Annotated in this window: 22 protein-coding genes and 1 tRNA gene; 12 read left to right on the forward strand and 11 right to left on the reverse strand. The window is 71.0% G+C overall.

Annotation, left to right across the window (positions count from 1 at the left end):
• Positions 1-2: 2 nt before the first annotated feature.
• The 5 genes from ACFWSK_RS12445 to ACFWSK_RS12465 all read left to right on the forward strand — a co-directional run bounded on the left by ACFWSK_RS12445 (position 3) and on the right by ACFWSK_RS12465 (position 3,766).
• A complete protein-coding gene (locus tag ACFWSK_RS12445) occupies positions 3-947 on the forward strand; it encodes an ABC transporter ATP-binding protein (RefSeq protein ID WP_383783903.1) in 945 nt (314 codons plus the stop codon).
• Positions 947-1,843, forward strand: a complete 897-nt coding sequence (locus ACFWSK_RS12450) for an ABC transporter ATP-binding protein (protein ID WP_383783905.1) — start codon at positions 947-949, stop codon at positions 1,841-1,843. Before ACFWSK_RS12445 ends, ACFWSK_RS12450 begins: the two co-directional genes overlap by 1 nt.
• 87 nt (positions 1,844-1,930) lie before the next feature.
• Positions 1,931-2,179 (forward strand): hypothetical protein, encoded by a 249-nt coding sequence (locus ACFWSK_RS12455; RefSeq protein ID WP_383783907.1) that lies wholly within the window; start codon positions 1,931-1,933, stop codon positions 2,177-2,179.
• 248 nt (positions 2,180-2,427) lie between these two features.
• Positions 2,428-2,513 (forward strand) — tRNA-Leu (locus ACFWSK_RS12460).
• 365 nt (positions 2,514-2,878) lie between these two features.
• Positions 2,879-3,766: a Bax inhibitor-1/YccA family protein gene (locus ACFWSK_RS12465; protein WP_383783909.1), complete on the forward strand. Its 888-nt coding sequence runs from the start codon at positions 2,879-2,881 to the stop codon at positions 3,764-3,766.
• A gap of 71 nt (positions 3,767-3,837) precedes the next feature.
• Here the strand turns inward: ACFWSK_RS12465 and ACFWSK_RS12470 are convergent, their stop codons facing one another.
• Positions 3,838-4,068 carry a DUF4287 domain-containing protein gene (locus ACFWSK_RS12470; RefSeq protein ID WP_328910564.1) on the reverse strand — a complete coding sequence of 77 codons (231 nt, stop codon included), beginning with the start codon at positions 4,066-4,068 and terminating at the stop codon, positions 3,838-3,840.
• Positions 4,069-4,169: 101 nt separating this feature from the next.
• Here ACFWSK_RS12470 and ACFWSK_RS12475 point away from each other — a divergent pair, with 101 nt between their 5' ends.
• A complete protein-coding gene (locus ACFWSK_RS12475; protein WP_383783911.1) occupies positions 4,170-4,487 on the forward strand; it encodes a hypothetical protein in 318 nt (105 codons plus the stop codon).
• A gap of 18 nt (positions 4,488-4,505) precedes the next feature.
• Here the strand turns inward: ACFWSK_RS12475 and ACFWSK_RS12480 are convergent, their stop codons facing one another.
• From ACFWSK_RS12480 to ACFWSK_RS12490, 3 genes are all read right to left on the reverse strand, one after another.
• Positions 4,506-5,387, reverse strand: coding sequence for a hypothetical protein (locus ACFWSK_RS12480; RefSeq protein WP_383783913.1), 882 nt, complete (start codon positions 5,385-5,387; stop codon positions 4,506-4,508).
• A gap of 269 nt (positions 5,388-5,656) precedes the next feature.
• Positions 5,657-6,877: an acetyl-CoA C-acetyltransferase gene (locus ACFWSK_RS12485; RefSeq protein WP_383783915.1), complete on the reverse strand. Its 1,221-nt coding sequence runs from the start codon at positions 6,875-6,877 to the stop codon at positions 5,657-5,659.
• Between the two features lie 123 nt (positions 6,878-7,000).
• A complete protein-coding gene (locus ACFWSK_RS12490; protein WP_383784045.1) occupies positions 7,001-8,128 on the reverse strand; it encodes an SGNH/GDSL hydrolase family protein in 1,128 nt (375 codons plus the stop codon).
• 154 nt (positions 8,129-8,282) lie between these two features.
• Here ACFWSK_RS12490 and ACFWSK_RS12495 point away from each other — a divergent pair, with 154 nt between their 5' ends.
• Positions 8,283-9,686, forward strand: a complete 1,404-nt coding sequence (locus ACFWSK_RS12495; RefSeq protein ID WP_383783917.1) for a cystathionine beta-synthase — start codon at positions 8,283-8,285, stop codon at positions 9,684-9,686.
• A gap of 306 nt (positions 9,687-9,992) precedes the next feature.
• On the opposite strand, the gene ACFWSK_RS12500 is transcribed toward ACFWSK_RS12495, so the two are convergent.
• On the reverse strand, positions 9,993-10,418 hold the full coding sequence (locus tag ACFWSK_RS12500; protein ID WP_383783919.1) for a hypothetical protein: 426 nt from the start codon (positions 10,416-10,418) through the stop codon (positions 9,993-9,995).
• 214 nt (positions 10,419-10,632) lie between these two features.
• Here ACFWSK_RS12500 and ACFWSK_RS12505 point away from each other — a divergent pair, with 214 nt between their 5' ends.
• Positions 10,633-11,448 (forward strand): MurR/RpiR family transcriptional regulator, encoded by an 816-nt coding sequence (locus ACFWSK_RS12505; RefSeq protein WP_383784048.1) that lies wholly within the window; start codon positions 10,633-10,635, stop codon positions 11,446-11,448.
• A 66-nt stretch (positions 11,449-11,514) separates the two neighbouring features.
• Here ACFWSK_RS12505 and ACFWSK_RS12510 read toward each other — a convergent pair whose 3' ends face one another.
• From ACFWSK_RS12510 to ACFWSK_RS12530, 5 genes are all read right to left on the reverse strand, one after another.
• On the reverse strand, positions 11,515-11,889 hold the full coding sequence (locus ACFWSK_RS12510; RefSeq protein ID WP_383783921.1) for a hypothetical protein: 375 nt from the start codon (positions 11,887-11,889) through the stop codon (positions 11,515-11,517).
• 87 nt (positions 11,890-11,976) lie between these two features.
• Entirely contained in the window at positions 11,977-12,447 is a 471-nt protein-coding gene (locus ACFWSK_RS12515) for a roadblock/LC7 domain-containing protein (protein WP_383783923.1), read from the reverse strand.
• Positions 12,448-12,485: 38 nt separating this feature from the next.
• On the reverse strand, positions 12,486-13,286 hold the full coding sequence (locus ACFWSK_RS12520; RefSeq protein WP_383783925.1) for a transcriptional regulator: 801 nt from the start codon (positions 13,284-13,286) through the stop codon (positions 12,486-12,488).
• Positions 13,283-13,687 carry a hypothetical protein gene (locus tag ACFWSK_RS12525; protein WP_383783927.1) on the reverse strand — a complete coding sequence of 135 codons (405 nt, stop codon included), beginning with the start codon at positions 13,685-13,687 and terminating at the stop codon, positions 13,283-13,285. The genes ACFWSK_RS12520 and ACFWSK_RS12525 overlap by 4 nt, the downstream gene beginning before the upstream one ends.
• A 140-nt stretch (positions 13,688-13,827) precedes the next feature.
• On the reverse strand, positions 13,828-15,186 hold the full coding sequence (locus tag ACFWSK_RS12530; protein ID WP_383783928.1) for an APC family permease: 1,359 nt from the start codon (positions 15,184-15,186) through the stop codon (positions 13,828-13,830).
• Between the two features lie 129 nt (positions 15,187-15,315).
• Between ACFWSK_RS12530 and hutU the strand changes: the two genes are divergently transcribed.
• The 4 genes from hutU to hutI all read left to right on the forward strand — a co-directional run bounded on the left by hutU (position 15,316) and on the right by hutI (position 20,883).
• Entirely contained in the window at positions 15,316-16,974 is a 1,659-nt protein-coding gene (gene hutU, locus ACFWSK_RS12535) for a urocanate hydratase (protein ID WP_383783930.1), read from the forward strand.
• Positions 16,975-17,084: 110 nt separating this feature from the next.
• The gene (locus tag ACFWSK_RS12540) at positions 17,085-18,299 is read left to right on the forward strand and encodes an allantoate amidohydrolase (protein WP_383784051.1); all 1,215 of its coding nucleotides are present in this window, start codon (positions 17,085-17,087) and stop codon (positions 18,297-18,299) included.
• Positions 18,290-19,666 (forward strand): formimidoylglutamate deiminase, encoded by a 1,377-nt coding sequence (locus ACFWSK_RS12545; protein WP_383783932.1) that lies wholly within the window; start codon positions 18,290-18,292, stop codon positions 19,664-19,666. Before ACFWSK_RS12540 ends, ACFWSK_RS12545 begins: the two co-directional genes overlap by 10 nt.
• 44 nt (positions 19,667-19,710) lie before the next feature.
• Positions 19,711-20,883, forward strand: coding sequence for an imidazolonepropionase (hutI, locus tag ACFWSK_RS12550; protein WP_383783933.1), 1,173 nt, complete (start codon positions 19,711-19,713; stop codon positions 20,881-20,883).
• Positions 20,884-21,005: 122 nt separating this feature from the next.
• On the opposite strand, the gene ACFWSK_RS12555 is transcribed toward hutI, so the two are convergent.
• Positions 21,006-22,031 carry an RNA polymerase sigma factor SigF gene (locus ACFWSK_RS12555; protein ID WP_383783935.1) on the reverse strand — a complete coding sequence of 342 codons (1,026 nt, stop codon included), beginning with the start codon at positions 22,029-22,031 and terminating at the stop codon, positions 21,006-21,008.

Raw genomic sequence — 22,031 nt, forward strand, 5'->3', positions numbered from 1 at the left:
ACATGACCCTGACCGTCAACGATCTGCGGGTCCACTACCGCACGCTGCGTGGCGAGGTCCGGGCCCTGGACGGCGTCGGCTTCGACCTGGCCGACGGCGAGATCCTGGGCCTGGCGGGCGAGTCCGGCTGCGGCAAGACCACCCTCGGCAAGGCCCTGATCCGGCTCGACGGCCGGATGCGGCACGCGGGCGGCACCGTCACCCTGGACGGCGACGAACTGCCGCTCTCCGACGACCGCGCCATGAACGCCTACCGCTTCCACAAGATCTCGCTCGTCCCCCAGTACTCGATGAGCGCCCTCAACCCGACCCGCCGCATCGGCCGCATGATCCGCGAGCTGCTCGCCTCACGCGGCGTCGGTGTGGACACGGACGAACTGCACCGCCGTCTCGCCCTGGTGGGGCTGGAGCCCGACGTCCTGGACCGCTATCCGATCGAGCTCTCCGGCGGCATGAAGCAGCGGACCGTCATGGTGATCTCCACCCTGCTGGACCCCTCGGTCCTCATCGCCGACGAGGTCACATCGGCGCTGGACGTCTCCAGCCAGCAGGCCGTCGTCGGCGCGCTCACCGGGCTCCGCGACAAGGGCCTGGTCACCAGCATGATCTTCGTGACCCACGACCTCGGCCTCACCTCGCACATCGCCGACTCGATCATGGTGATGTACGCGGGCAAGCTCGCCGAGAAGGCCCCGACGAAGGTCCTCACGACCGCGCCCCGCCACCCGTACACCAAGATGCTGATCGGCTCGCTGCCCCAGGTCGGCGCCCGGTACGCGGACAAGCCGCTCAGCGGCATCGCGGGCTCGCCGCCCTCCCTGCTGAACCCACCGGCCGGCTGCCGCTTCCGCGACCGCTGCCCCCTCGCGGGCCGTGAGTGCGCCGAGGAGCCGCCGGTCGTCGAGATAGCCCCCCGCCACACCGTCGCATGCTGGAAGGCGGCCTGATGCTGACCCTCGACCGTGTCACCAAGACCTTCCGGTCCGGCGCCTTCGGCGGCGGCTCCGTCACCGCCGTCGACCGGGTGTCCTTCGAAGCGGCACCCGGCGAGCTCGTCTCCCTCATCGGCGAGAGCGGCAGCGGCAAGTCCACCATCGGCCGCATGGTCCTCGGCCTCACCGAGGTCAGCGCGGGCAGCCTCACCCTGGACGGCGAGCGGGTCAAGCCCGGCAAGGACTTCTACCGCCGGGTCCAGGGCGTCTTCCAGGACCCGTTCAGCTGCTACAACCCCGTCTTCAAGGCCGACCGCGTCTTCGCCCTCGTCCGCCGCGCCTACCACCCGGGCGTCGGCGACAAGGAGTGGGCCGACCGCGTCGAGAATGCGGTACGGGACGTGCGCCTGGACCCCGGGCAGGTGCTCGGGCGCTACCCGCACCAGCTCAGCGGCGGCCAGTTGCAGCGCCTGCTCATCGCCCGCGCCCTCCTGCTCGATCTGCGCTTCCTGGTCGCCGACGAGATCACCAGCATGCTCGACGCCTCCACCCGCATCGACGTGCTCAACCTCCTGGCCGGCCTCAAGGAACGGGGACTCGGCGTCCTCTACATCACCCACGACCTCTCGCTGGGCACCTACCTCGCCGAGAAGACCGTGGTGCTCAGACACGGACGGATCGTCGAACGCGGCGTCACCCAGAAGGTCTTCGGCAATCCCCTGCACCCCTACACCCGTACGCTCCTGGCCGCCGTGCCCCGCCTGAACCAGCCCTGGACCGCGGCCGTCCCCCTCGACGCCTGCGCCTGCCACGGGGGCGGCGCCGCGGCCGGTGACGACCTGTACGAGACCGAGCCCGGCCACTTCGTCGCCTGCGCCGGACTCCCCGGCTGCGGAAGGACCCCCGCGTGACTCCGCGCCGCCTGCCCCGGCACGAAGGCTGGACGCTCCGGGCCGAGGGCCCCGTCCCCCTCGGGCTCCCCGCCGGAGGCGCCCGAGGTGACGGTCACGGACGGTGACGGACCGGGGGCGGGATACCGGGTGGAGGTCACTGCGAAAACGTTCCTGCATGGCCTCCCCCTCTTCCCCGACCGGCTGGACCCGGCGGCCGGGGTGGACGACATGCTCGTCGGTCTGCTGCCGGGTGAGAGCGCGGTGTTCCACGTCACGGGCGCGGTCCTGGAGAACCCCTCGGCGCTGGGGACCCGGCCGGTTCTCCGCCGCGTCAACGAAAGCGTCGACGGGTGAGGTGGCGGGACCATGGCGAATGGTGGCGCGGCCCTGGCGCATTGGGCCGTCCGGGTGCGGCGAGTTTCCGTCATTCCCTTGCGAGGGGCATCGGGGGCACGGTCCGGACCGGCCATGTGATGAGGGCCCGGGACAGTGCTGACGACCCCTCAAACAGTCAATAAAATAAGACAACATCGCGCCAGTGTTCGGCTGATCGAGGGATGCCGCCGGATAGGGTCATGTGCCAACGCGGAGCCGCGCGCCATGCCCGGATGGTGGAATGCAGACACGGCGAGCTTAAACCTCGCTGCCCCTCGGGGGCGTGCCGGTTCGAGTCCGGTTCCGGGCACCACTCACTGTTCGGTGCGCGACCTGGAACACCCGCGCGCACGGCCCGTCCCGGGGCCGGGAACACCCCGGGAACACCGGCCCTCACTCTGTGTGCACGAGATCGCCGTGAGCGCGGTGAGGGGCCGGGCTCGGGCCGGGCGCCGGGGAGCGGACCCGTACCGGCCGTGCCGCCCGCTCCTCCTCCCGCCCCCCGGGTTCCCCGTCCGGCTCCACGAGGTCACTCGCACGGCCTACCGGCGGGCGTCCGCCGCAGCCGCCTGCGCGGCCCGTGATCCGCCGAAGATCCTCCCCGAGCACTAGGGTGATTGTTTTGCCTACCCATTACTCTTGTGGCAAGGCCACGCAGTGTGGCCATGGAGGAGTGAAATGAGGAGCAGCAACCCGGTCTTCTCGCGACGGGGGTTCAGCCGCGACAACGGCACCGCGGGCTTCAACGCGGCACCGCAGGCCGGGGCCCCCGCGACGGGTACCAACCCGTACGCCGAGGGCACCGCCGCCAACCCGTACGCCACGAACCCCTACGCCCAGCAGGACACCCAGTACGGCGCGCCGCAGGCGCCCGTACGCTCCGGCGCGATGACGATCGACGACGTCGTCACGCGCACGGCGATGACGCTGGGCACCGTAGTGCTCGGTGCCGTGCTCGCCTGGGTCCTGTTGCCGGTCGACGAGGCCAACATCGGCAAGTCGTACGGCATCGCGATCGGCGCCGCCCTCGTGGCGTTCGTCCTGTCGCTCATCCAGTCCTTCAAGCGCAAGCCGGTCCCGGCGCTGATCATCTCGTACGCGGCCTTCGAGGGCGTGTTCCTCGGGGTCATCTCCAGCGCGGTCAGCACCTACATCAGTCCCGGTGTGGTCGCACAGGCGGTGCTGGGCACCATGTGTGTCTTCGCCGGTGTGCTCTTCGCGTACAAGATGCGCTGGATTCGCGTCACGCGCCGTTTCTACGGCTTCGTGATGGCCGCCGCCATGGGCTTCATGCTCCTGATGGTGGTCAACCTGCTGTTCGCCCTCATCGGCGGCGGCGACGGCCTGGGCTTCCGCAGTGGCGGCCTCGGCATCCTGTTCGGTGTCATCGGCATCGTTCTCGGCGCGTGCTTCCTGGCCCTGGACTTCAAGCAGGTCGAGGACGGCATCGCCTTCGGCGCTCCGCGCGAGGAGTCCTGGCTGGCCGCCTTCGGCCTCACCATGACCCTGGTGTGGATCTACCTGGAGATGCTGCGTGTGCTCTCCATCCTGAGCGGCGACGACTAGTCCGCGGGGATCACGTACGACGGGACGGCCCGCAGGCTCATCGCCTGCGGGCCGTCCCGTTTCGCGTGCGCCTACCCGAGCTTCCGGGCGGCCCGCCGCAGGTCGTACTCGTGGATGATCGCCTTGGCGTGGCCGTAGGCCAGATCGTGTTCGCTCCGCAGCCAGCTGACCTTCTCCTCGAAGCGGAAGAGGGACGGGCCTTCGTCGACTGTGCGGAGCCAGTCGGAGATCTCGCGGCCGGTGCATTGAGGGATGCGGGAGAGCAGGTTGCGATGGGTTTCCTCGGAGAAGACTTGAGACATCGGCGCCTCCGACGCAGTGCGCGTTGCTGAATCCTTCCCGACACCGTGCCTGAGCGTCCGCCCGTTGGCAACCATCGCGGCGGGGCGCGTAAGGTCGCGGAGTGCTTGATACGACTCCGCTGATCACCGCCGTGGACCGGTTCGCCGACCGTCTGCGTTCCGCCCCGCAGAGCCGGCTCCAGCGCGGCGCTGCCGCCGAGGCGCTGGCCACGGCCAGGGAACTGGCCGTCCGGGCCCAGCGGATCGAGCGGCCCGGCCAGGAGCCGTATGTCATGCAGGACGCCGGGGTGTTCTCCGTCGGTGATCAACTCGCCGTAGCGGGACGCGACTTGGCGGTGGCACTGGTAATGGCCCCGTCCGTGGAGCTGGACGAGGCCGTGCGGTACGTCGACGAGGCCGCGGCGCGGGCGTTCGCGTAGGGCCCGCGCCAGGGCGTACTAGAACGAGGCGATGACCCGGTCGGCGAGGATGTAGACGTTGTCCTGGCCGCAGGAGAAGGTCAGCGCGTAGGCGCCGGAGACTCCCGAACCGCCCAGCAGGACCGGTGTCTCACCGGCGCGCAGGGAATCGGCGAGGCGCTCGGCCGTCTCCCGGTGGCCCGGGGTCATGCAGAGAGTGGTGCCGTCCGCGAAGACGTAGACGTCGAGCGTGCCGAGCGGGCCGGGACGGACGTCCGTCAGCTCGATGGCCGTGTCGGCGAGTTCTTCGAGACGGCTCACGGTGCGCTCGTGGTCGGTGACCACGGGTGCCTGCACGGGGACGAAGTCGGGGTGCGAGGGGTGGCGGCGGCGGGCCGCGGCCAGCTCGGGGGAGTCCTCGGGGTACTCGGAGATCTCCGGAAGCTCGGTGATCTCGACGAGTTCGCGCTCGGCCAGGGCCCGCTCGCTGAGCTCCGTCAGCTCCTCCAGGGCCTCGGTCGCTTCGAGGTCCATCGCTTCGAGGCCGGCGAAGTCGGCCTGGCGCGGGAGGAAGAACGGCACGTCGTCGCCGAGACCGGCCAGCCCGCCCAGCAGGGACGGGGCGTCGGTGGCGTCGCGGGCCTCCTGGGCCGCCCAGAAGGCACGCGCCTCGGCGAGCTCGCGCTCCCGTTCCTCGGCGAGTGCCTCGGTGACGGCCGCGCGTATCTCCGCGGCGGGGGTGGCGCTGCTGCGGCTCTGCGGTGGCACGGTGGCCGCGTCGAACCGGCTCGCGGCCAGCTCGGTACGCAGTGCCGCGACCTGCTTGCGCAGCCCGTGAGCGGCGTGCAGAGCAGCGGCGCCGACAGCCGTGGCAGCGGCGGTGGTCAGCAACAGGGCAAATGACATGGCGCTCACTGACATACTCCCGGTTTCAATCGATCCCCCCGACTTCCTACATCAGCTTGTCCTGGACGTGTGCCTGCTGTCAGTGCATTACGTCACGAATTGGACAGGTCTTTGGGCCTGGTGTTTAACCCTGTGACTAGCGTGACCTGGGAAAACGACTCTCCCCCGGGACATAGATCACATCCTGGGGGAGATTCGGTCACGGTCGGGGCTCGGTCCGGTTCGAAGCGGCCGTTCCGAGGGAGTGGCGGGGGCCGCCTGTCCGCGGCCCGCCGGGTCCTGGACTAGCTGAGCCGCTCGATGACCATGGCCATGCCCTGGCCGCCGCCCACGCACATGGTCTCAAGACCGAACTGCTTGTCGTGGAACTGCAGGCTGTTGATCAGCGTGCCGGTGATCCGGGCGCCGGTCATACCGAACGGGTGGCCGACGGCGATGGCGCCGCCGTTGACGTTGACCTTGTCCAGCGGCAGGCCGAGGTCGCGGTAGGAGGGGATGACCTGGGCGGCGAACGCCTCGTTGATCTCGGCCAGGTCGATGTCGCCGACGGTCAGCCCGGCGCGCTTCAGCGCCTGCTTGCTGGCTTCGACCGGCCCGTAGCCCATGATCTCGGGGGACAGGCCGGAGACGCCGGTCGAAACGATCCGGGCCAGCGGGGTCAGGCCCAGCTCGCGCGCCTTGGTGTCCGACATGATCACCAGGGCGGCGGCGCCGTCGTTGAGCGGGCAGCAGTTGGCGGCGGTGACCAGGCCGTCCGGGCGGAAGACCGGCTTCAGGCCCTGCACGCCCTCCAGCGTGACGCCCGCGCGCGGGCCGTCGTCCTGCGAGACGACGGTGCCGTCCGGCGTCGTCACCGGGGTGATCTCGCGCTCCCAGAAGCCGTTCTTGATGGCTGCTTCGGCGAGGTTCTGCGACCGTACGCCGAACTCGTCCATGTCCTGGCGGGTGACGCCCTTGAGCCGGGCCAGGTTCTCCGCGGTCTGCCCCATCGAGATGTACGCGTCCGGGACGACGCCGTCCTCGCGCGGGTCGTGCCAGGTCGCGCCCTCCTGCTCGGCGCGCGCTGCGGTGCGGGCCTCGGCCTCGGCGAAGAGCGGGTTGTGCGTGTCCGGCAGGCTGTCGGAGTTGCCCTTCACGAAGCGGGACACCATCTCGACACCGGCCGAGATGAACACGTCGCCCTCGCCGGCCTTGATGGCGTGCAGTGCCATGCGGCTGGTCTGCAGCGAGGACGAGCAGTAGCGGGTGACCGTACAGCCGGGAAGGTGGTCCATCCCCATCTGTACGGCGATGATGCGGCCCAGGTTGTTGCCCTGCTCGCCCCCGGGGAGACCGCAGCCGAGCATCAGGTCATCGATGTCCCTGGGGTCCAGCTCGGGGACCTTGGCCAGCGCGGTCTGGATGATGGTGGCGGTCAGGTCGTCCGCGCGCAGGTCCTTGAGGGACCCCTTGAAGGCCCGGCCGATCGGCGAACGGGCGGCAGAGACGATCACGGCTTCGGGCATCACGCGGCTCCATGAGGGCTGGAAGGCAGGCTGGAAGGCTTGGCTGACTTGGAAGTTACCCGGACGTATCGCTGAGGTCACCCAGCAGGCCGTGTGATGCGGGCCTCTTTTCTAAGCAACCGCTCAGTCTCTCTGTCGTGCCTCCCGGTACGACGAGCCCGTGCCCGGGTCGCGGCCGGTGACCCCGCCGGTGCCGGGGTGCCGGTCCGTGTGGGGGTCCCTGCCGGGGCCCGGGTGCCCGTCCAGGCGGGTCTCCGGGGCCGTGGCGGCCTGTGTGTCCGGGTGCGAGGCCGGTTCCGTGGCCGCGGGCAGACGCCGCCGCCTGCGGTGCTTGAGCAGGGCCCAGGGAGCCCGCGCCCCCGTGACCTCCGTACCGGCCTCCCGTGCCGCCTTGGAGGCCGCCTTGGCCACCGGCAGCATGCCCTCGCTCCGGGCGCCGTCCAGCCGGTCCGACTCCGGCCACAGGCCGAGCGCCGCGCACACGGTCGGCAGCATCGCCATCGCCGCCGTCGCGTACCCCTCCGCCGACGGGTGGTAGTTGTCCGGGCCGAACAGCTCGCGCGGGTTCGCCTCGAACTCCGGCCCCAGCAGATCGCCCAGCGACACGGTGCGCCCGCCCTGCTCCACGGCGCCGATGGTCTGCGCCGCCGCCAGTTGCCGGCTCACCCGCCGGGCCAGCCAGCGCAGCGGCTGGTAGACCGGCTCGATCGTCCCCAGGTCCGGACACGTACCGACGATGACCTCGGCGCCCGCGGTCCGCAGCCTGCGGACGGCCGTGGTCAGACACCGAACCGACTGGGTGGCGGGCATCCGGTGCGTCACATCGTTCGCCCCGATCATGATCACGCAGGCGTCGGGAACCCGCGCGGGGTCCGCCAGCAGCAGCGAGACCTGGCGCTCCAGATCATCGGACCTGGCCCCCGGCAACGCGACGTTCCGCAGATCCACCGGCCGTTCCGACACTGCCGCGAGCCCCGAGGCGAGCAACGCCGCCGGCGTCTGCCCGGGCCTGCGCACCCCCTGGCCCGCCGCCGTCGAATCGCCGAGCATGACGAGCCGCAGCGGTTCCGCGGGGCCGGTGAACGCCACCCCGTACCGCCCGTCCGCACTCGGTGGCACGGGTGCTGTACCCCCGCCCACCTGCCGTTTCGCCAGCTGGACCTCCGCCAGCACCACACCCACCGTCGCGGCTCCGATCAGCCCGATGCTGCCGCCTCCGTAAGCAGCGCCCGCCGCGATCCGCCGTGCCACCCTCGCCCTCGACACAGTCGGGTCCACCTCCTCTTCGCCGTACGACGTACTGACATCTACCTGCCCCGCGGGTGGCAGCGCCCAATCGCTTCGCCCAATCTCGTGCCCGTACGCATACTCTGGCCGGACCATCTCGGAGATCCCGGAGTACACGGTGCAATTCCACGATTCGATGATCAGTCTTGTTGGCAACACCCCGCTGGTGAGGCTGCGCAATGTGTCGGCCGGCATTCAGGCGACGGTCCTGGCCAAGGTCGAGTACTTCAACCCAGGCGGGTCGGTGAAGGACCGCATCGCGCTGCGCATGATCGAGGCGGCCGAGCAGAGCGGCGAGCTCAAGCCCGGCGGCACGATCGTCGAGCCGACCAGCGGCAACACAGGCGTCGGCCTCGCCATCGTCGCGCAGCAGAAGGGCTACAAGTGCATCTTCGTCTGCCCTGACAAGGTGTCCATGGACAAGATCAATGTGATGCGCGCCTACGGCGCCGAGGTCGTCGTCTGCCCGACGGCGGTCGACCCCGAGCACCCGGACTCGTACTACAACGTCTCCGACCGGCTGGTCCGTGAGACGCCGGGGGCCTGGAAGCCCGACCAGTACTCCAACCCGAACAACCCGCGCTCCCACTACGAGACGACCGGGCCGGAGCTCTGGGAGCAGACGGACGGCCGCATCACCCACTTCGTGGCGGGCGTCGGCACGGGCGGCACCATCTCGGGCACCGGGCGCTATCTCAAGGAGATCAGCGACGGCTCGGTGAAGGTCATCGGCGCGGACCCGGAGGGTTCGGTCTACTCGGGCGGCTCCGGGCGCCCGTATCTGGTCGAGGGTGTCGGTGAGGACTTCTGGCCCACCGCCTACGACCGCACCGTCACGGACGAGATCGTCGCGGTGTCCGACAAGGACTCCTTCCAGATGACCCGTCGCCTCGCCAAGGAGGAGGGCCTGCTCGTCGGCGGTTCCTGCGGCATGGCGGTCGTGGCGGCCCTGGAGGTCGCCTCGCGTCTGGGACCGGACGACGTGGTCGTCGTGCTGCTCCCCGACAGCGGACGCGGCTATCTGAGCAAGATCTTCAACGACGAGTGGATGGCGGACTACGGGTTCCTGGAGAACACCGGCCCGTCCGCCCGCGTCGGCGCCGTCCTGGACTACAAGGAAGGCCCGCTGCCGCACCTCGTCCACATGCACCCGGAGGAGACGGTCGGCGAGGCGATCGAGGTGCTCCGCGAGTACGGCGTCTCCCAGATGCCGATCGTGAAGCCGGGCGCGGGCCACCCGGACGTGATGGCCGCCGAGGTCATCGGCTCCGTCGTGGAGCGTCAGCTCCTGGACGCCCTGTTCACCCAGCGCGCCCAGCTCTCGGACTCGCTGGAGAAGCACATGTCGGCCCCGCTGCCGCAGGTCGGCTCCGGCGAGCCGGTCGAGGACCTGATGGCCGCGCTCAGCGGCGCGGACGGCGCGGACGCGGCGATCGTGCTGGTGGAGGGCAAGCCCAAGGGCGTCGTGAGCAGGCAGGACCTGCTGGCGTTCCTCGCCAAGGACGCGGGTACGAAGGCGTAACGCGGTGTGTCCGGGCTTCGTGAAAACGGTACGAGCGCGTCACGTACACGCAGCACCCGCTTAACACGGCTCGGGCAGATTGGTGGGTGTCGGCAGGGAAACCCGCCGGCACCCAAGATCGGCGACACGGACTACGGAGCGGCTCCCGGACCTCCACCGTCGCCAGGACGCGGCACCCGGCCCTGACCCGGACCGTGTCCCTCGCGGGGACCGTCGTCGTCCCGCCCCCCGGGCAACCGGGGGTGCGGCGGTCCCCGCGACATATCCCGCCGGACAGCGCGTCGAGGACGCCGGTTCCCGGCAAACTCACTCCTCCCGGTCGCAGGCCGCCCGCCGCCCGTCCCGCGCGGACCGGGCCCAGACCCGGCCGTGGGCCGCGTTCACCGCGTTGACGCCCACGATCCCGAGCCAGGCCACGACCAGTCCGTCGATCCCGGCGTTCGCGACACCGATCGCGGAGAGCGGGATCGCCAGGACCAGCGAAACGATGCCGAATCCGAAGCGCTCGCCGAACCTCCCCATGGCCTGCGGTGAGCGCGCCTCGCGGGCGACGGCCATCTGCTGCTCGGTGAGATGCCGGCGCACCCGCCGGTCGAGCGTCCCTTCGAGACGGTGCTCGACCTTCTCCAGGAACGAGTCGATGAGCACGGACTCGTACTCGGGGCCCAGTTCGGCGCGGGCCTGCACGGTGGCGTCGAGCTCTTTCCTGAGCTCAGGATCGCGGGCTTCCATGCTTCGTACCGTACGAAGTCCGGGGCGTCCCGGTCAGTGGGGCTATCCCCCCTGTTTGCCACCGGGAGGCCCGCGACCAGGGCTCCCGGAGCGGCGCGAGCCCGCCTGTATATGGACATGCAGGCCGCTTGCTGGCTGAATGGAATTGCCGGCGCCGGACCGGCGCGGTGATCTCTGGAGGGTCAGCATGAGCGGGAGCAGCCCGGCTGCGCGGTTGCAGCGGCTCTTCGAGGGGCATCGGCTCACGCCCACCCAGCGCCGGATCGCCCACTCCATGGTGCGCAGGGCCGGTGACGCGCCGTTCCTGTCCAGTGTGGAGCTCGCCGAGCTGGCGGGGGTCAGCCAGCCGTCCGTCACCCGGTTCGCCGTGGCGCTCGGCTTCGACGGCTATCCCGCCCTGCGCAGGCATCTGCGGGAAGTGGCCCCCGCCGGGACGGCTGCGGGTGCCGAGGACACGTACAACGAGTACCAGCAGGCCGTCAGGGCCGAGATCGAGAACCTTCGGCATCTGACCGAGCTGCTCGCCGACCCCGGGCCGGTGGAGCGGGCGGGACAGCTGCTCGCCGGGTCGCGGCCGCTGCCCGTGCTGGGGCTGCGGGCCGCGTCCTCGCAGGCGCGTGGCTTCGGCTACTTCGCGGCCAAGGTGCACCCCGATGTCCGGGTGCTCGACGAGGGCGGGAGCGCGTTGCTCGACCGGATCGACGCCGTCCGGCGGGCGGGCGCCACAGCATTGATGTGCTTCGCGCTGCCGCGTCATCCCAGGGAGGTCCTGGACGGACTCGCGTACGCCCAGGAGCAGGGGCTGACGGTGGTGACCGTCGCCGACTCGGCATTCGCTCCGGTGGCCAAGCACAGCGATCTGCTCATTCCGGCCGCTGTCGGGACCGGGCTCGCCTTCGACACCGCGTGCGCGCCGATGCTGCTGGGGCGGGTGCTGCTGGAGGCCATGTGCGACGCCCTGCCGGACGCGCAGGCCCGGCTGGAGGAGTTCGACGCGCGGGCCGCGGCCCGCGGTCTGTTCGTCGAGTAGATCCGGTGCCCCGCGGCCGGGACGCCGCGCCAGGTGCGGCGCGGCGCGGCGTTCCCGGTGAGCGGGTCAGATCTCCAGCTCGGCCTCGATCCGCTTCAGCTGGTGGCGGGCCATCGCCAGGTTGGCGCGGCCGGAGTCCAGCACCAGGTAGAGGAACAGGCCGTTGTTGCCACGGGTCTTGAGCAGCCGGATCAGGTGGTACTGGGTGCCCAGCGTGATGAGGATGTCCTCGATCTCGTCCTGGATGCCGAGGTGTTCCATGGTGCGGAGCTTGGCGCGTACGACATCGGTGTTGCCCGCGGCCGCGACCTCCAGGTTGAAGTCCTTGCCACCGCCGAGCGTGCCCAGAGCCATGCCGCTCGTGTAGTCGACGAGGGCGACACCAGTGGTGCCCTCGATGGACGACATCGCTTCCTTCAGTGCCGCTTCGGTGTTCGCCATGGGTGCTCGTTTCCTTTCCCTGGCCGGTCGGAGTGACCGGAGCCGTTTCTGTGTGGGTCGTCCGTCCCGGTGGGGCCGGTGGGGCAGCTAGGTGGTGGGGCGGTGCGGCAGGGGGCTGTTCGGCGGGGCGGGCGGCTGCGGGCCGCCCACGGCGCGCGCGGGCCGGCCGGGGCGGGCCAGTGCCGCGTCGATGAGTTCGCCGATACGGGTGCCCGCGCGGCGGCCCTCCAGATGGAGTCGGCCGACGTTGATGCGGTCCTCGGCCAGCAGCGTGAGGACGGCGGAGGTGCCTGCCGCGTAGGTGGCGATGTAGCCGGTGTTGCCGCGTACCAGGAGTTCGCGGAAGCCACCCCGGCCGGTGGCGTCGGTCATCCGGATCGCCACGCCGAGTGCGGCGGCGGTCAGCGCGGCCACTCCCTCGGCTTCCACGCCCGGCGTGTCATGGGCCACGACCAGGCCGTCGGTGCTGGCAGCCAGTGCGCCGGAGAGAAGGGGGACGCGGGCCCGTAACCGCTGGAGTTCGTCGAGGACATCCTGCACTTCGGCCTCGGGCACCATCAGTTGTCTCCTCCCGGCACGCTGTCTGAGCGCGCGTATCACAGGGCCTCCAATGCGTCTCGGAGCCGGCGCAACAGGGCTACATCGGGGTCGGCCGTCACCTCGGGCAGGGTGGCCCGGCGGGACGTCGCGGCGGATGATGCCGCGTCACGTCCGACCGCTTCGACCAGCCCGGCAGCCGCGAGCCGCCGCAGGCCGACCAGGGTGTGGAACGCCGAACGGCCCAGCTCCCGGGCGATGTCCGAGGCCGTCCGCACGCCGTCGGCCAGTTCCAGGACGCGGAGCTGGCGGGGCGGGACGGGCGCGTCCACGGGATGTGCGGTGCGGGTCACCGGCGCGGTGTCGGTCAGCGCCTCGGGCCAGATCCGGTCCAGCAGTTCACGGCGCCTGAGCGTTTCGCGCTGTACGGCCTCGACGGCGACGGGACGGACGGGGCCGATCCAGTGCGAGACGCCGTAGCGGAATCTGGCCGGGGTCCGGGTCGGGGCGAGGGCGAAGAACGCCGCGTCGTACAAGGCACCGAGATGGCATAACTCCAGTGCCCCGCCGGGCACATGGCCGCTGTCCACCAGGTAGCGGCCCACCCGCTGTCCGGCCCCCGCCTGGGCCACCGCGTCCCACCAGCCCTCGTGGCGCAGGGCGCCGCCCGTGGTCAGCAGGATGTCGATGCCGGGGGTGGCGGGGCTCTCGGCGTGCACCACCTGGCCGTCCGCGAGGTAGAGGGTGCCGCTGTCCCGCATCAGGGCGCCGGTGGCGCGCTCGGCCGCCAGGCGCTGGAGCATGGGGGAGGGCGGGGCGCGTCGCGCGTCCCCCTCGGGACCGGCGCTGGTGGGAGTCATGCCAGGACCAGCCGCTCCGCCATCTCGCCGAGCCGCAGGCGGGCGAGGGCGAGATTGCCTTCCGCCCGGTCCAGCCACAGATGCAGGAAGACGCTGCTGTCGAAGGCCGTCTCGACGAAGCGGAGTATGTGGTAGCCGGCGTGCGTCGTGATGATGACGTCCTCGACCGGCGGGCCCGGTCTCTCTCCGGTCGCCTCTCCGGGCGGCGGGAGCGCGAACGCGGGCTGCTCGGCCGCCATCCGCGCCACCTCCGCCGTCTCCGCCGCGGTGGCCTCGTGGTCGCCGTTGGGCGATTCACCGGCGGTACCGAGGGCGAGGCCGCTGGTCCAGTCGACCACTGCGGCGCCCCGGGCCCCGGGCAGTTTCATGACTTCGAGCAGGCACTCGTCGATTCCGGGCACGCGGACTCCCCTCCCGACGTCGCGTACGGCTGTGACCCAGAGGTTACGCAACGTGGCTGCGCCAGGGGGGAGTTCTGGCATTTTCCATTGGTACATGCGGACGGCCGTGTAAGGAGGCTGTCCGCATGGGGCCGCCCGCGTCAGTCCTTCTCGCGCGCGGTCATCACCACCTTGTTGACCACCCACAGGCCGATGCCGATCAGCAGCAGGATCCCCGCCCTGATGTAGACGTCCGCGTCCCGGTCGGCGAGCGGGCTGGCCAGGATCAGGGCCGTGATCGCTCCGAGCACGGGCAGCGCCGTCGGCGTACGGAAGTGGGGGTGGTCCACCGGGTCCCTGCGCAGGACGAGTACGGCGATGTTGACCACGGCGAAGACGCACAGCAGGAGGAAGGCCGTCGTGTCGCCGAGACCCTCGATCTCGCCGGTGGAGACGAGGCCGATGGCGAGTACGGAGACGAAGACGATACCGACCCAGGGGGTGCGGCGCCCGGCGAGGACCCGGCCCATGGCGCGCGGCAGGATGCGTTCGTTGGCCATGCCGTAGCAGAGGCGCGAGGCCATCATGATGTTGATCAGGGCGGAGTTGGTGACCGCGAACAGGGCGATCAGGGCGAAGAGTTTCGGCGGGAAATCGATGCCGCCCGCCTTCACCACTTCGAGGAGCGGGCCACTGGACCCCTCCAGGGTGCGGTAGTCGACCAGCAGGGAGGAGATCAGGGCCACCAGCACGTAGATCGTGCCCGTCACGGCGACGCCGATGAAGATGGCGCGCGGGAAGGTGCGGGCCGGGTCCTGGGTCTCCTCGGCCATGTTCACCGAGTCCTCGAAGCCGACGAAGGCGAAGAAGCCGAGCGCGGTCGCGCCGAGCACCCCGGTGATCAGCGCGAACCCGGTGCCGCTCGCCTCGAACTCGGTCAGCCGGGACGGCTCCCCCTCACCCGACAGGACGGCGTACGCGCCGATGGACAGGATCACCGCCAGACCGGTGACCTCCACGATCGTCAGGACGACGTTGGCCTTCACCGATTCGGCGACGCCGCGCAGATTGATCGCCGCGAGGGCCAGGATGAAGAGGATGGCGACCAGCGTGGGCGGCACGGCGGAGGTGAACTCGCCGAGGTAGTCGCCGCTGAAGGCGAGGGCGGCGGCGCTCGCGGAGGACAGGCCCGAGCACATCACCATGAAGGCGATCACGAAGGTCAGGAACGGGATCTTGAACGCCTTCTGGGCGTAGAGCGCGGCCCCGGCCGCCTTGGGGTACTTGCCGACGAGTTCCACGTACGAGGCGGCCGTCAGGATCGCGACGACGAAGCCGATCAGGAACGGCAGCCAGAGCGCCCCGCCGACCTTGCCCGCGACCTTGCCCGTGGTGGCGTAGATGCCGGTGCCCAGGATGTCGCCGATCACGAAGAGGATCAGCAGTTTGGGGCCGATGGCCCGCTTGAGCGCGGGTGTCTCCGCTGGAGCGGGCGGCTCGGACGTGTGCGATGCGGTCACAGGATGTCTCCCCCCGGGGGTGTGGTGACAGGCATCTGCCCTGGCGTGGCGCCGGCTCACCTGTTGACTACAAGTATTCAGACCTTCAGGATGTGAATAGAAGATTCACAGTCGCGAGGAGGCATTGCCATGTCAGGACCCCGCCCCGTACGGGCACCGCGCGGTACCGAACTGAGCGCCCTGGGATGGCAGCAGGAAGCCGCCCTCCGCATGCTGCAGAACAATCTCGACCCCGAGGTCGCCGAGCACCCCGACAAGCTCGTCGTCTACGGCGGTACGGGCAAGGCGGCCCGCGACTGGCGTTCGTTCGACGCCATGGTCCGTACGCTGCGGACGCTCAAGCAGGACGAGACGATGCTCGTGCAGTCCGGGCGGCCGGTCGGCGTCATGCAGACCCACGAGTGGGCGCCGCGCGTCCTGATCGCCAACTCCAACCTGGTCGGCGACTGGGCGAACTGGGAGGAATTCCGCCGTCTGGAGTCCCTCGGCCTCACGATGTACGGGCAGATGACCGCCGGGTCGTGGATCTACATCGGCACGCAGGGCATCCTCCAGGGCACGTACGAGACGTTCGCCGCCGTCGCCGCCAAGAAGTTCGACGGGACGCTCGCGGGGACGATCACCCTGACCGCCGGTCTCGGCGGCATGGGCGGCGCCCAGCCGCTGGCCGTGACCATGAACGACGGCGTCGCGATCTGTATCGACTGCGACCCGCGCGCCATCGAGCGCCGGATCGAGCACCGCTTCCTCGATGTGAAGGCCGACAACCTGGAGCACGCGCTCCAGCTGGCCGTGGAGGCCCGCGACGCCCGTCGCCCGCTCTCCATCGGCCTGCTCGGCAACGCGGCGGAGCTGCTGCCCCGCATGCTCGCCGAAGGCGCCCCGGTCGACATCGTCACCGACCAGACCAGCGCGCACGACCCGCTCGCCTACCTGCCGCTCGGCGTCGACTTCGACGACATGGCCTCCTACGCCGCCGAGAAGCCCGCCGACTTCACCCAGCGGGCGCGGGAGTCGATGGCCGCGCACGTCGAGGCGATGGTCGGCTTCATGGACGCGGGAGCCGAGGTCTTCGACTACGGCAACTCGATCCGTGGCGAGGCGCAACTCGCCGGGTACACACGGGCGTTCGACTTCCCGGGCTTCGTTCCCGCGTACATCCGGCCGCTCTTCTGCGAGGGCAGGGGGCCCTTCCGCTGGGCCGCGCTGTCGGGCGAGGCGTCCGACATCCACAAGACGGACAAGGCGATGCTCGAACTCTTCCCGGAGAACGAGTCACTGCACCGCTGGATCAAGATGGCCGGTGAGCGCGTCCACTTCCAGGGGCTGCCCGCCCGCATCTGCTGGCTCGGCTACGGCGAGCGCGACAAGGCCGGCGAGCGCTTCAACGACATGGTGGCGAGCGGCGAGCTCGCCGCCCCGCTGGCCATCGGGCGCGACCACCTGGACTGCGGCTCGGTCGCCTCGCCGTACCGCGAGACCGAGGCCATGCTCGACGGCTCCGACGCGATCGCCGACTGGCCGCTGCTGAACGCCATGGTCAACGTGGCGTCCGGGGCGTCCTGGGTGTCGATCCACCACGGTGGTGGCGTCGGCATGGGGCGCTCCATCCACGCGGGCCAGGTCACCGTTGCCGACGGCACGAAGCTGGCGGGCGAGAAGATCCGCCGGGTGCTGACGAACGACCCGGGCATGGGCGTCATCCGGCACGTCGACGCCGGGTACGACATCGCGGAGTCGGTCGCCGAGGACAAGGGCGTGCGCGTCCCGATGACGGAGGGCGAGTGACCGCCGCCGCGGGCAGCCGTTCCCCCGGCGCGGAGGCCACCTCCGCGCCGCGTCCCACCCCGCCGCGCCCGGCCACGGCCGGGCCGGCCGGCGGCTCCTCCTTCCACGAGATGTGGCGCGACCTCGCGCCCGTCGGACGCGACGCCGGCTCCGGCGGATACCGGCGGTACGCCTGGACCGGGGCCGACACGGACTGCCGGGCCTGGTTCCGTGCGCAGGCCGAATCCCGAGGTCTCAGCTGTGAGGTGGACCGCAACGGCAACCAGTGGGCCTGGCTCGGTGACCCCCTCGCGGGCGACGCCGTCGTCACCGGCTCGCACCTCGACTCGGTGCCGGACGGCGGTGCCTTCGACGGCCCGCTCGGCGTGGTCTCCTCCTTCGCCGCGCTCGACGAACTCCGCCGCAGGGGAGCGGAGTTCGTCAAGCCTCTGGCCATCACCAACTTCGGTGACGAGGAGGGGGCCCGCTTCGGGCTCGCGTGCGTCGGCTCCCGGCTCGCCGCCGGGCAGCTGACCCGCGAGAACGCCCACCTGCTCCGCGACGGGGACGGGGTGTCCCTGCCGCAGGCCATGGCAGCCGCCGGATACGACCCCGAGGCGATCGGCCCGGACCCCGAACGGCTCGCCCGCATCGGCGCGTTCGTCGAACTGCACGTGGAGCAGGGGCGGGCCCTCGACCTCACCGGCGACCCGGTCGGCATCGCATCCGCCATCTGGCCGCACGGGCGCTGGCGCTTCGACTTCCGGGGCGAGGCCAACCACGCGGGCACCACCCGGCTCGCCGACCGGCGCGACCCGATGCTCACGTACGCCGAGACCGTGCTCGCCGCCCGCCGGGAGGCGGAGCTCGCCGGCGGGCTGGCCACCTTCGGCAAGATCGCTGTCGAGCCGAACGGGGTCAACGCCATCCCCTCCCTCGTGCGCGGCTGGCTCGACTCCCGCGCCGCCGACCAGGCCACCCTGGACGCCGTGGTCACGGGAATCGAGCGCGCCGCCCGCGAACACGCGGAGCGGGCCGGGATCGATCTCGACGTCGTCCGGGAGTCCTTCACCCCGGTGGTGGAGTTCGAGCACGCCCTGCGGGACGAGATCGCCGGGCTCCTCGCCGGGCGGCCCTCCCGCGACACGGGCCGCGCCGTACCCGTCCTCGGCACGGGAGCGGGCCACGATGCGGGTATTTTGTCCGCTTCGGTGCCTACCGCCATGCTGTTCGTCCGCAACCCCACCGGCATTTCGCACTCGCCGGCCGAATACGCCGCCGAGGACGACTGCGTGGCCGGTGTGATCGCACTCGCCGACGTACTGGAGGGCCTCGCGTGCCGCTGACAACCGAGCCGACCCCGACGCCCGGCGCCCCCGGCTCCGTCACCTACTGGCTCTCCCACGCCTGGCTCGGCCGTCACGTCGAGCCGGGCGTCACCCTGGACGTGACCGGGGGACGGATCACCGGCGTGCGCACCGGCGTCGACGCACCCCCGCCCGGCGCCACGGTGCTGCGCGGACTGACGCTCCCCGGGCTGGCCAACACCCACTCGCACGCCTTCCACCGGGCCCTGCGCGGCAGCGTCCAGGTGGGCTCCGGCACCTTCTGGACCTGGCGCGAGCTGATGTACGGGACGGCCTCCCGGCTGACCCCCGACACGTATTACGACCTGGCCCTCGCCACGTACGCCGAAATGGCCCTGGCCGGCATCACCTCCGTCGGCGAGTTCCACTATCTGCACCACGCGCCGGGCGGCACCCCCTACGAGAACCCGAACGCGATGGGTGAAGCGCTCATCGCCGCCGCCGCCGAGGCCGGTATCCGCATCACCCTGCTGGACACCGCCTACCTCGCCGCCGGATTCGGCCAGAAGCCCGCACGCCAGCAGCTGCGCTTCTCCGACACCACCGCCGACGCCTGGGCCGAGCGCGCCTCCCTCCTCAAGGGCGACGACCACGCGCTGATCGGCGCCGCCATCCACTCCGTACGCGCCGTGCCGGCCGGGCAGCTCGCCACCGTCGCGCAGTGGTCCGAGGAGAGGGACGCCCCGCTCCATGTCCACCTCTCCGAGCAGATCGCGGAGAACGAGGCATGCCTCGCGGCCCACGGCCGCACGCCCACCCGGCTGCTCGCCGACCACGGCGTGCTCGGCCGCCGCACGACCGGCATCCACAACACGCACCTCACGGCCGAGGACATCGATCTGCTGGGCTCCTCGGTCACCGGCACCTGCATGTGCCCCACCACCGAACGCGACCTCGCCGACGGCATCGGCCCCGCCGTCGCCCTTCAGCGCGCGGGCTCCCCGCTGTCGCTGGGCAGTGACAGTCACGCCGTGATCGACCTGTTCGAAGAGGCGCGCGCGATGGAGCTCAACGAGCGCCTGCGCACCCACGTCCGGGGCCACTGGACGGCCTCGGCCCTGCTCCGGGCGGCCTCGGCCACCGGGCACGCCGCACTCGGCCGCCCGGACGCGGGAATCATCGAACCCGGCGCGCCCGCCGACTTCACCACCGTCGCCCTGGACTCCGTCAGAACAGCGGGACCGCTGCCCCGGCTGGCAGCCGAAGCAGTCGTATTCGCCGCCTCCGCCGCCGATGTGCGGCACACGGTCGTGGCAGGCCGGCACATCGTCCGGGACGGTCACCACACCCGGGTCCAGGACGTGCCCGCGGCACTCGCCTCGTCCATCGCCGCCCTGTACGGCTGATCCAGGACCCCCCGGACCCTCGCGCAAGGAGAAACAGCCTCCCCATGACGACGACCGCCGTCATCAACATCGCCAGCCTGGTCACCAACGACCCCTCCCTCGGAGACGGGACCCCCCTGGGCCTGATCCGGGACGCGGCCGTCGTCATCGAAGGCGACCGCGTCATCTGGACCGGTGAATCAAGCAAAGCACCCGCCACTGACAACGCAGTCGACGCGGGCGGCCGGGCCGTGATCCCGGGCTTCGTGGACTCCCACTCCCACCTGCTCTTCGCGGGCGACCGCACCCAGGAGTTCAACGCCCGGATGTCCGGCCTGCCGTACACCGCGGGCGGCATCAGAACGACCGTCGCCGCCACCCGCGCCGCCTCCGACGACGAACTGGCCGACAACGTCTCCCGCTATCTCGCCGAGGCGGCACGCCAGGGCACCACCACCTTCGAGACCAAGTCCGGCTACGGCCTCACCGTCGAGGACGAGGCCCGCGCCCTGCGCATCGCCGCCCGTCACACCGAAGAGGTCACCTACCTCGGTGCCCACGTCGTACCGCCCGACTACGCCGACGACCCGGCCGGCTACGTCGACCTGGTCACCGGGCCGATGCTGGACGCCTGCGCCCCGTACGCCCGCTGGATCGACGTCTTCTGCGAGAAGGGTGCCTTCGACGGCGACCAGGCCCGCGCCATCCTCACGGCGGGCCGAGCCAAGGGGCTGCACCCGCGCATCCACGCCAACCAGCTCGGTCACGGCCCCGGTGTCCAGCTCGCGGTGGAGCTCGACGCCGCGTCCGCAGACCACTGCACCCACCTGACCGACGCGGACGTCGACGCGCTGGCCCAGGGCGACACGGTCGCCACGCTCCTGCCGGGCGCCGAGTTCTCCACCCGCGCGACCTGGCCCGACGCCCGCCGCATCCTCGACGCGGGCGCCACCGTCGCACTCTCCACGGACTGCAACCCGGGCTCGTCCTTCACGTCCTCCATGCCCTTCTGCATCGCCCTGGCCGTGCGGGACATGGGCATGACGCCGGACGAAGCCCTCTGGTCCGCCACCGCGGGCGGTGCCGCCGCACTGCGCCGTACGGACGTCGGCAGCATCACCCGGGGCGCCCGCGCCGACCTCGTCCTCCTCGACGCCCCCAGCCACGTGCACCTCGCCTACCGGCCGGGAGTCCCGCTGGTCAGCGCGGTCTGGCAGCGCGGAGAGCGCACTCTCTGACCAGTCCGTGAGGCTCCCTCCCGCCTGACGTGACCTCACACATGCGGAAGGACCCGCCCGTTGACGGGCGGGTCCTTCCGCATGGCTTCACCGGTGCCGGGCCGACAGCACCCGGAGCCAGGTCATTCCTCCACGGTCAGGCCCTTCCTGAGCTTGACCAGGGTCCGCGACAGCAGCCGCGAGACGTGCATCTGCGAGATACCGAGCTCCTCGCCGATCTCCGACTGCGTCATGTTGGCGACGAAGCGGAGGGAGAGGATCGTCCGGTCACGCGTCGGGAGCGAGGCGATGAGCGGCTTCAGGGACTCGACGTACTCGATGCCTTCGAGCCCGTGGTCCTCGTAGCCGATCCGGTCCGCCAGCGCGCTCTCGTGGTCGTCCTCCTCGGGCTTGGCGTCCAGCGAGCTCGCGGTGTACGCGTTGCTCGCGGCCATGCCCTCGACGACCTCGTCGTCGGTGATGCCCAGGCGCTCGCCGAGCTCGGCCACGGTGGGCGCCCGGTCCAGCTGCTGGGAGAGTTCGTCGCCCGCCTTGGCCAGGTCGAGCCGCAGTTCCTGCAGGCGGCGCGGGACGCGCACGGACCAGCTGGTGTCGCGGAAGAAACGCTTGATCTCGCCCATGATCGTCGGCATCGCGAACGTCGGGAACTCGACGCCCCGGCTGAGCTCGAAGCGGTCGATCGACTTGATCAGCCCGATCGTGCCGACCTGGATGATGTCCTCCATCGGCTCGCTGCGGGAGCGGAACCGGGAGGCGGCGAATCGGACGAGAGTCAGATTCAGTTCGACGAGCGTGTTGCGTACGTACGCGTACTCGTGGGTGCCCTCTTCGAGGGACTCGAGCCGCGCGAAGAGTGTCTTCGACAGCGCCCTGGCGTCCACGGGCCCCAGCTCGGCGTAGGGCGGGATGTCGGGCAGGTCCTCCAGACCTTCGAGCACATCGAGCCCCTCGCCGTACTGGACGGCGGAGACGTCGGTGCTGTCGGGGCTTCCGAGGGTGCCGGTGGTGCTGATGGTGCGGGTGGTGCCGGTACTGCTGGTGCGCGGGCCGGGTACGGCGATCGCGGCAGGGGAGTTGGAATCGGTCGGTCCCTGAGGACATGTCGACGGCGCGTTGTGGGTACGCGGTACGTCGAGCCGGGGTGACAT

Source organism: Streptomyces sp. NPDC058620 (genome assembly GCF_042717135.1).
In the GTDB taxonomy this organism is placed as follows: Bacteria; Actinomycetota; Actinomycetes; order Streptomycetales; family Streptomycetaceae; genus Streptomyces.

Coding starts and splice junctions, on each gene's coding strand:
- ACFWSK_RS12445 (WP_383783903.1), top strand. CDS start 3: ATGACCCTGACCGTCAACGATCTGCGGGTCCACTACCGCACGCTGCGT.
- ACFWSK_RS12450 (WP_383783905.1), top strand. CDS start 947: ATGCTGACCCTCGACCGTGTCACCAAGACCTTCCGGTCCGGCGCCTTC.
- ACFWSK_RS12465 (WP_383783909.1), top strand. CDS start 2,879: ATGAGGAGCAGCAACCCGGTCTTCTCGCGACGGGGGTTCAGCCGCGAC.
- ACFWSK_RS12470 (WP_328910564.1), bottom strand. CDS start 4,068: ATGTCTCAAGTCTTCTCCGAGGAAACCCATCGCAACCTGCTCTCCCGC.
- ACFWSK_RS12480 (WP_383783913.1), bottom strand. CDS start 5,387: ATGTCAGTGAGCGCCATGTCATTTGCCCTGTTGCTGACCACCGCCGCT.
- ACFWSK_RS12485 (WP_383783915.1), bottom strand. CDS start 6,877: ATGCCCGAAGCCGTGATCGTCTCTGCCGCCCGTTCGCCGATCGGCCGG.
- ACFWSK_RS12500 (WP_383783919.1), bottom strand. CDS start 10,418: ATGGAAGCCCGCGATCCTGAGCTCAGGAAAGAGCTCGACGCCACCGTG.
- ACFWSK_RS12510 (WP_383783921.1), bottom strand. CDS start 11,889: ATGGCGAACACCGAAGCGGCACTGAAGGAAGCGATGTCGTCCATCGAG.
- ACFWSK_RS12515 (WP_383783923.1), bottom strand. CDS start 12,447: ATGGTGCCCGAGGCCGAAGTGCAGGATGTCCTCGACGAACTCCAGCGG.
- ACFWSK_RS12520 (WP_383783925.1), bottom strand. CDS start 13,286: ATGACTCCCACCAGCGCCGGTCCCGAGGGGGACGCGCGACGCGCCCCG.
- hutU (WP_383783930.1), top strand. CDS start 15,316: ATGTCAGGACCCCGCCCCGTACGGGCACCGCGCGGTACCGAACTGAGC.
- ACFWSK_RS12540 (WP_383784051.1), top strand. CDS start 17,085: ATGTGGCGCGACCTCGCGCCCGTCGGACGCGACGCCGGCTCCGGCGGA.
- hutI (WP_383783933.1), top strand. CDS start 19,711: ATGACGACGACCGCCGTCATCAACATCGCCAGCCTGGTCACCAACGAC.
- ACFWSK_RS12555 (WP_383783935.1), bottom strand. CDS start 22,031: ATGTCACCCCGGCTCGACGTACCGCGTACCCACAACGCGCCGTCGACA.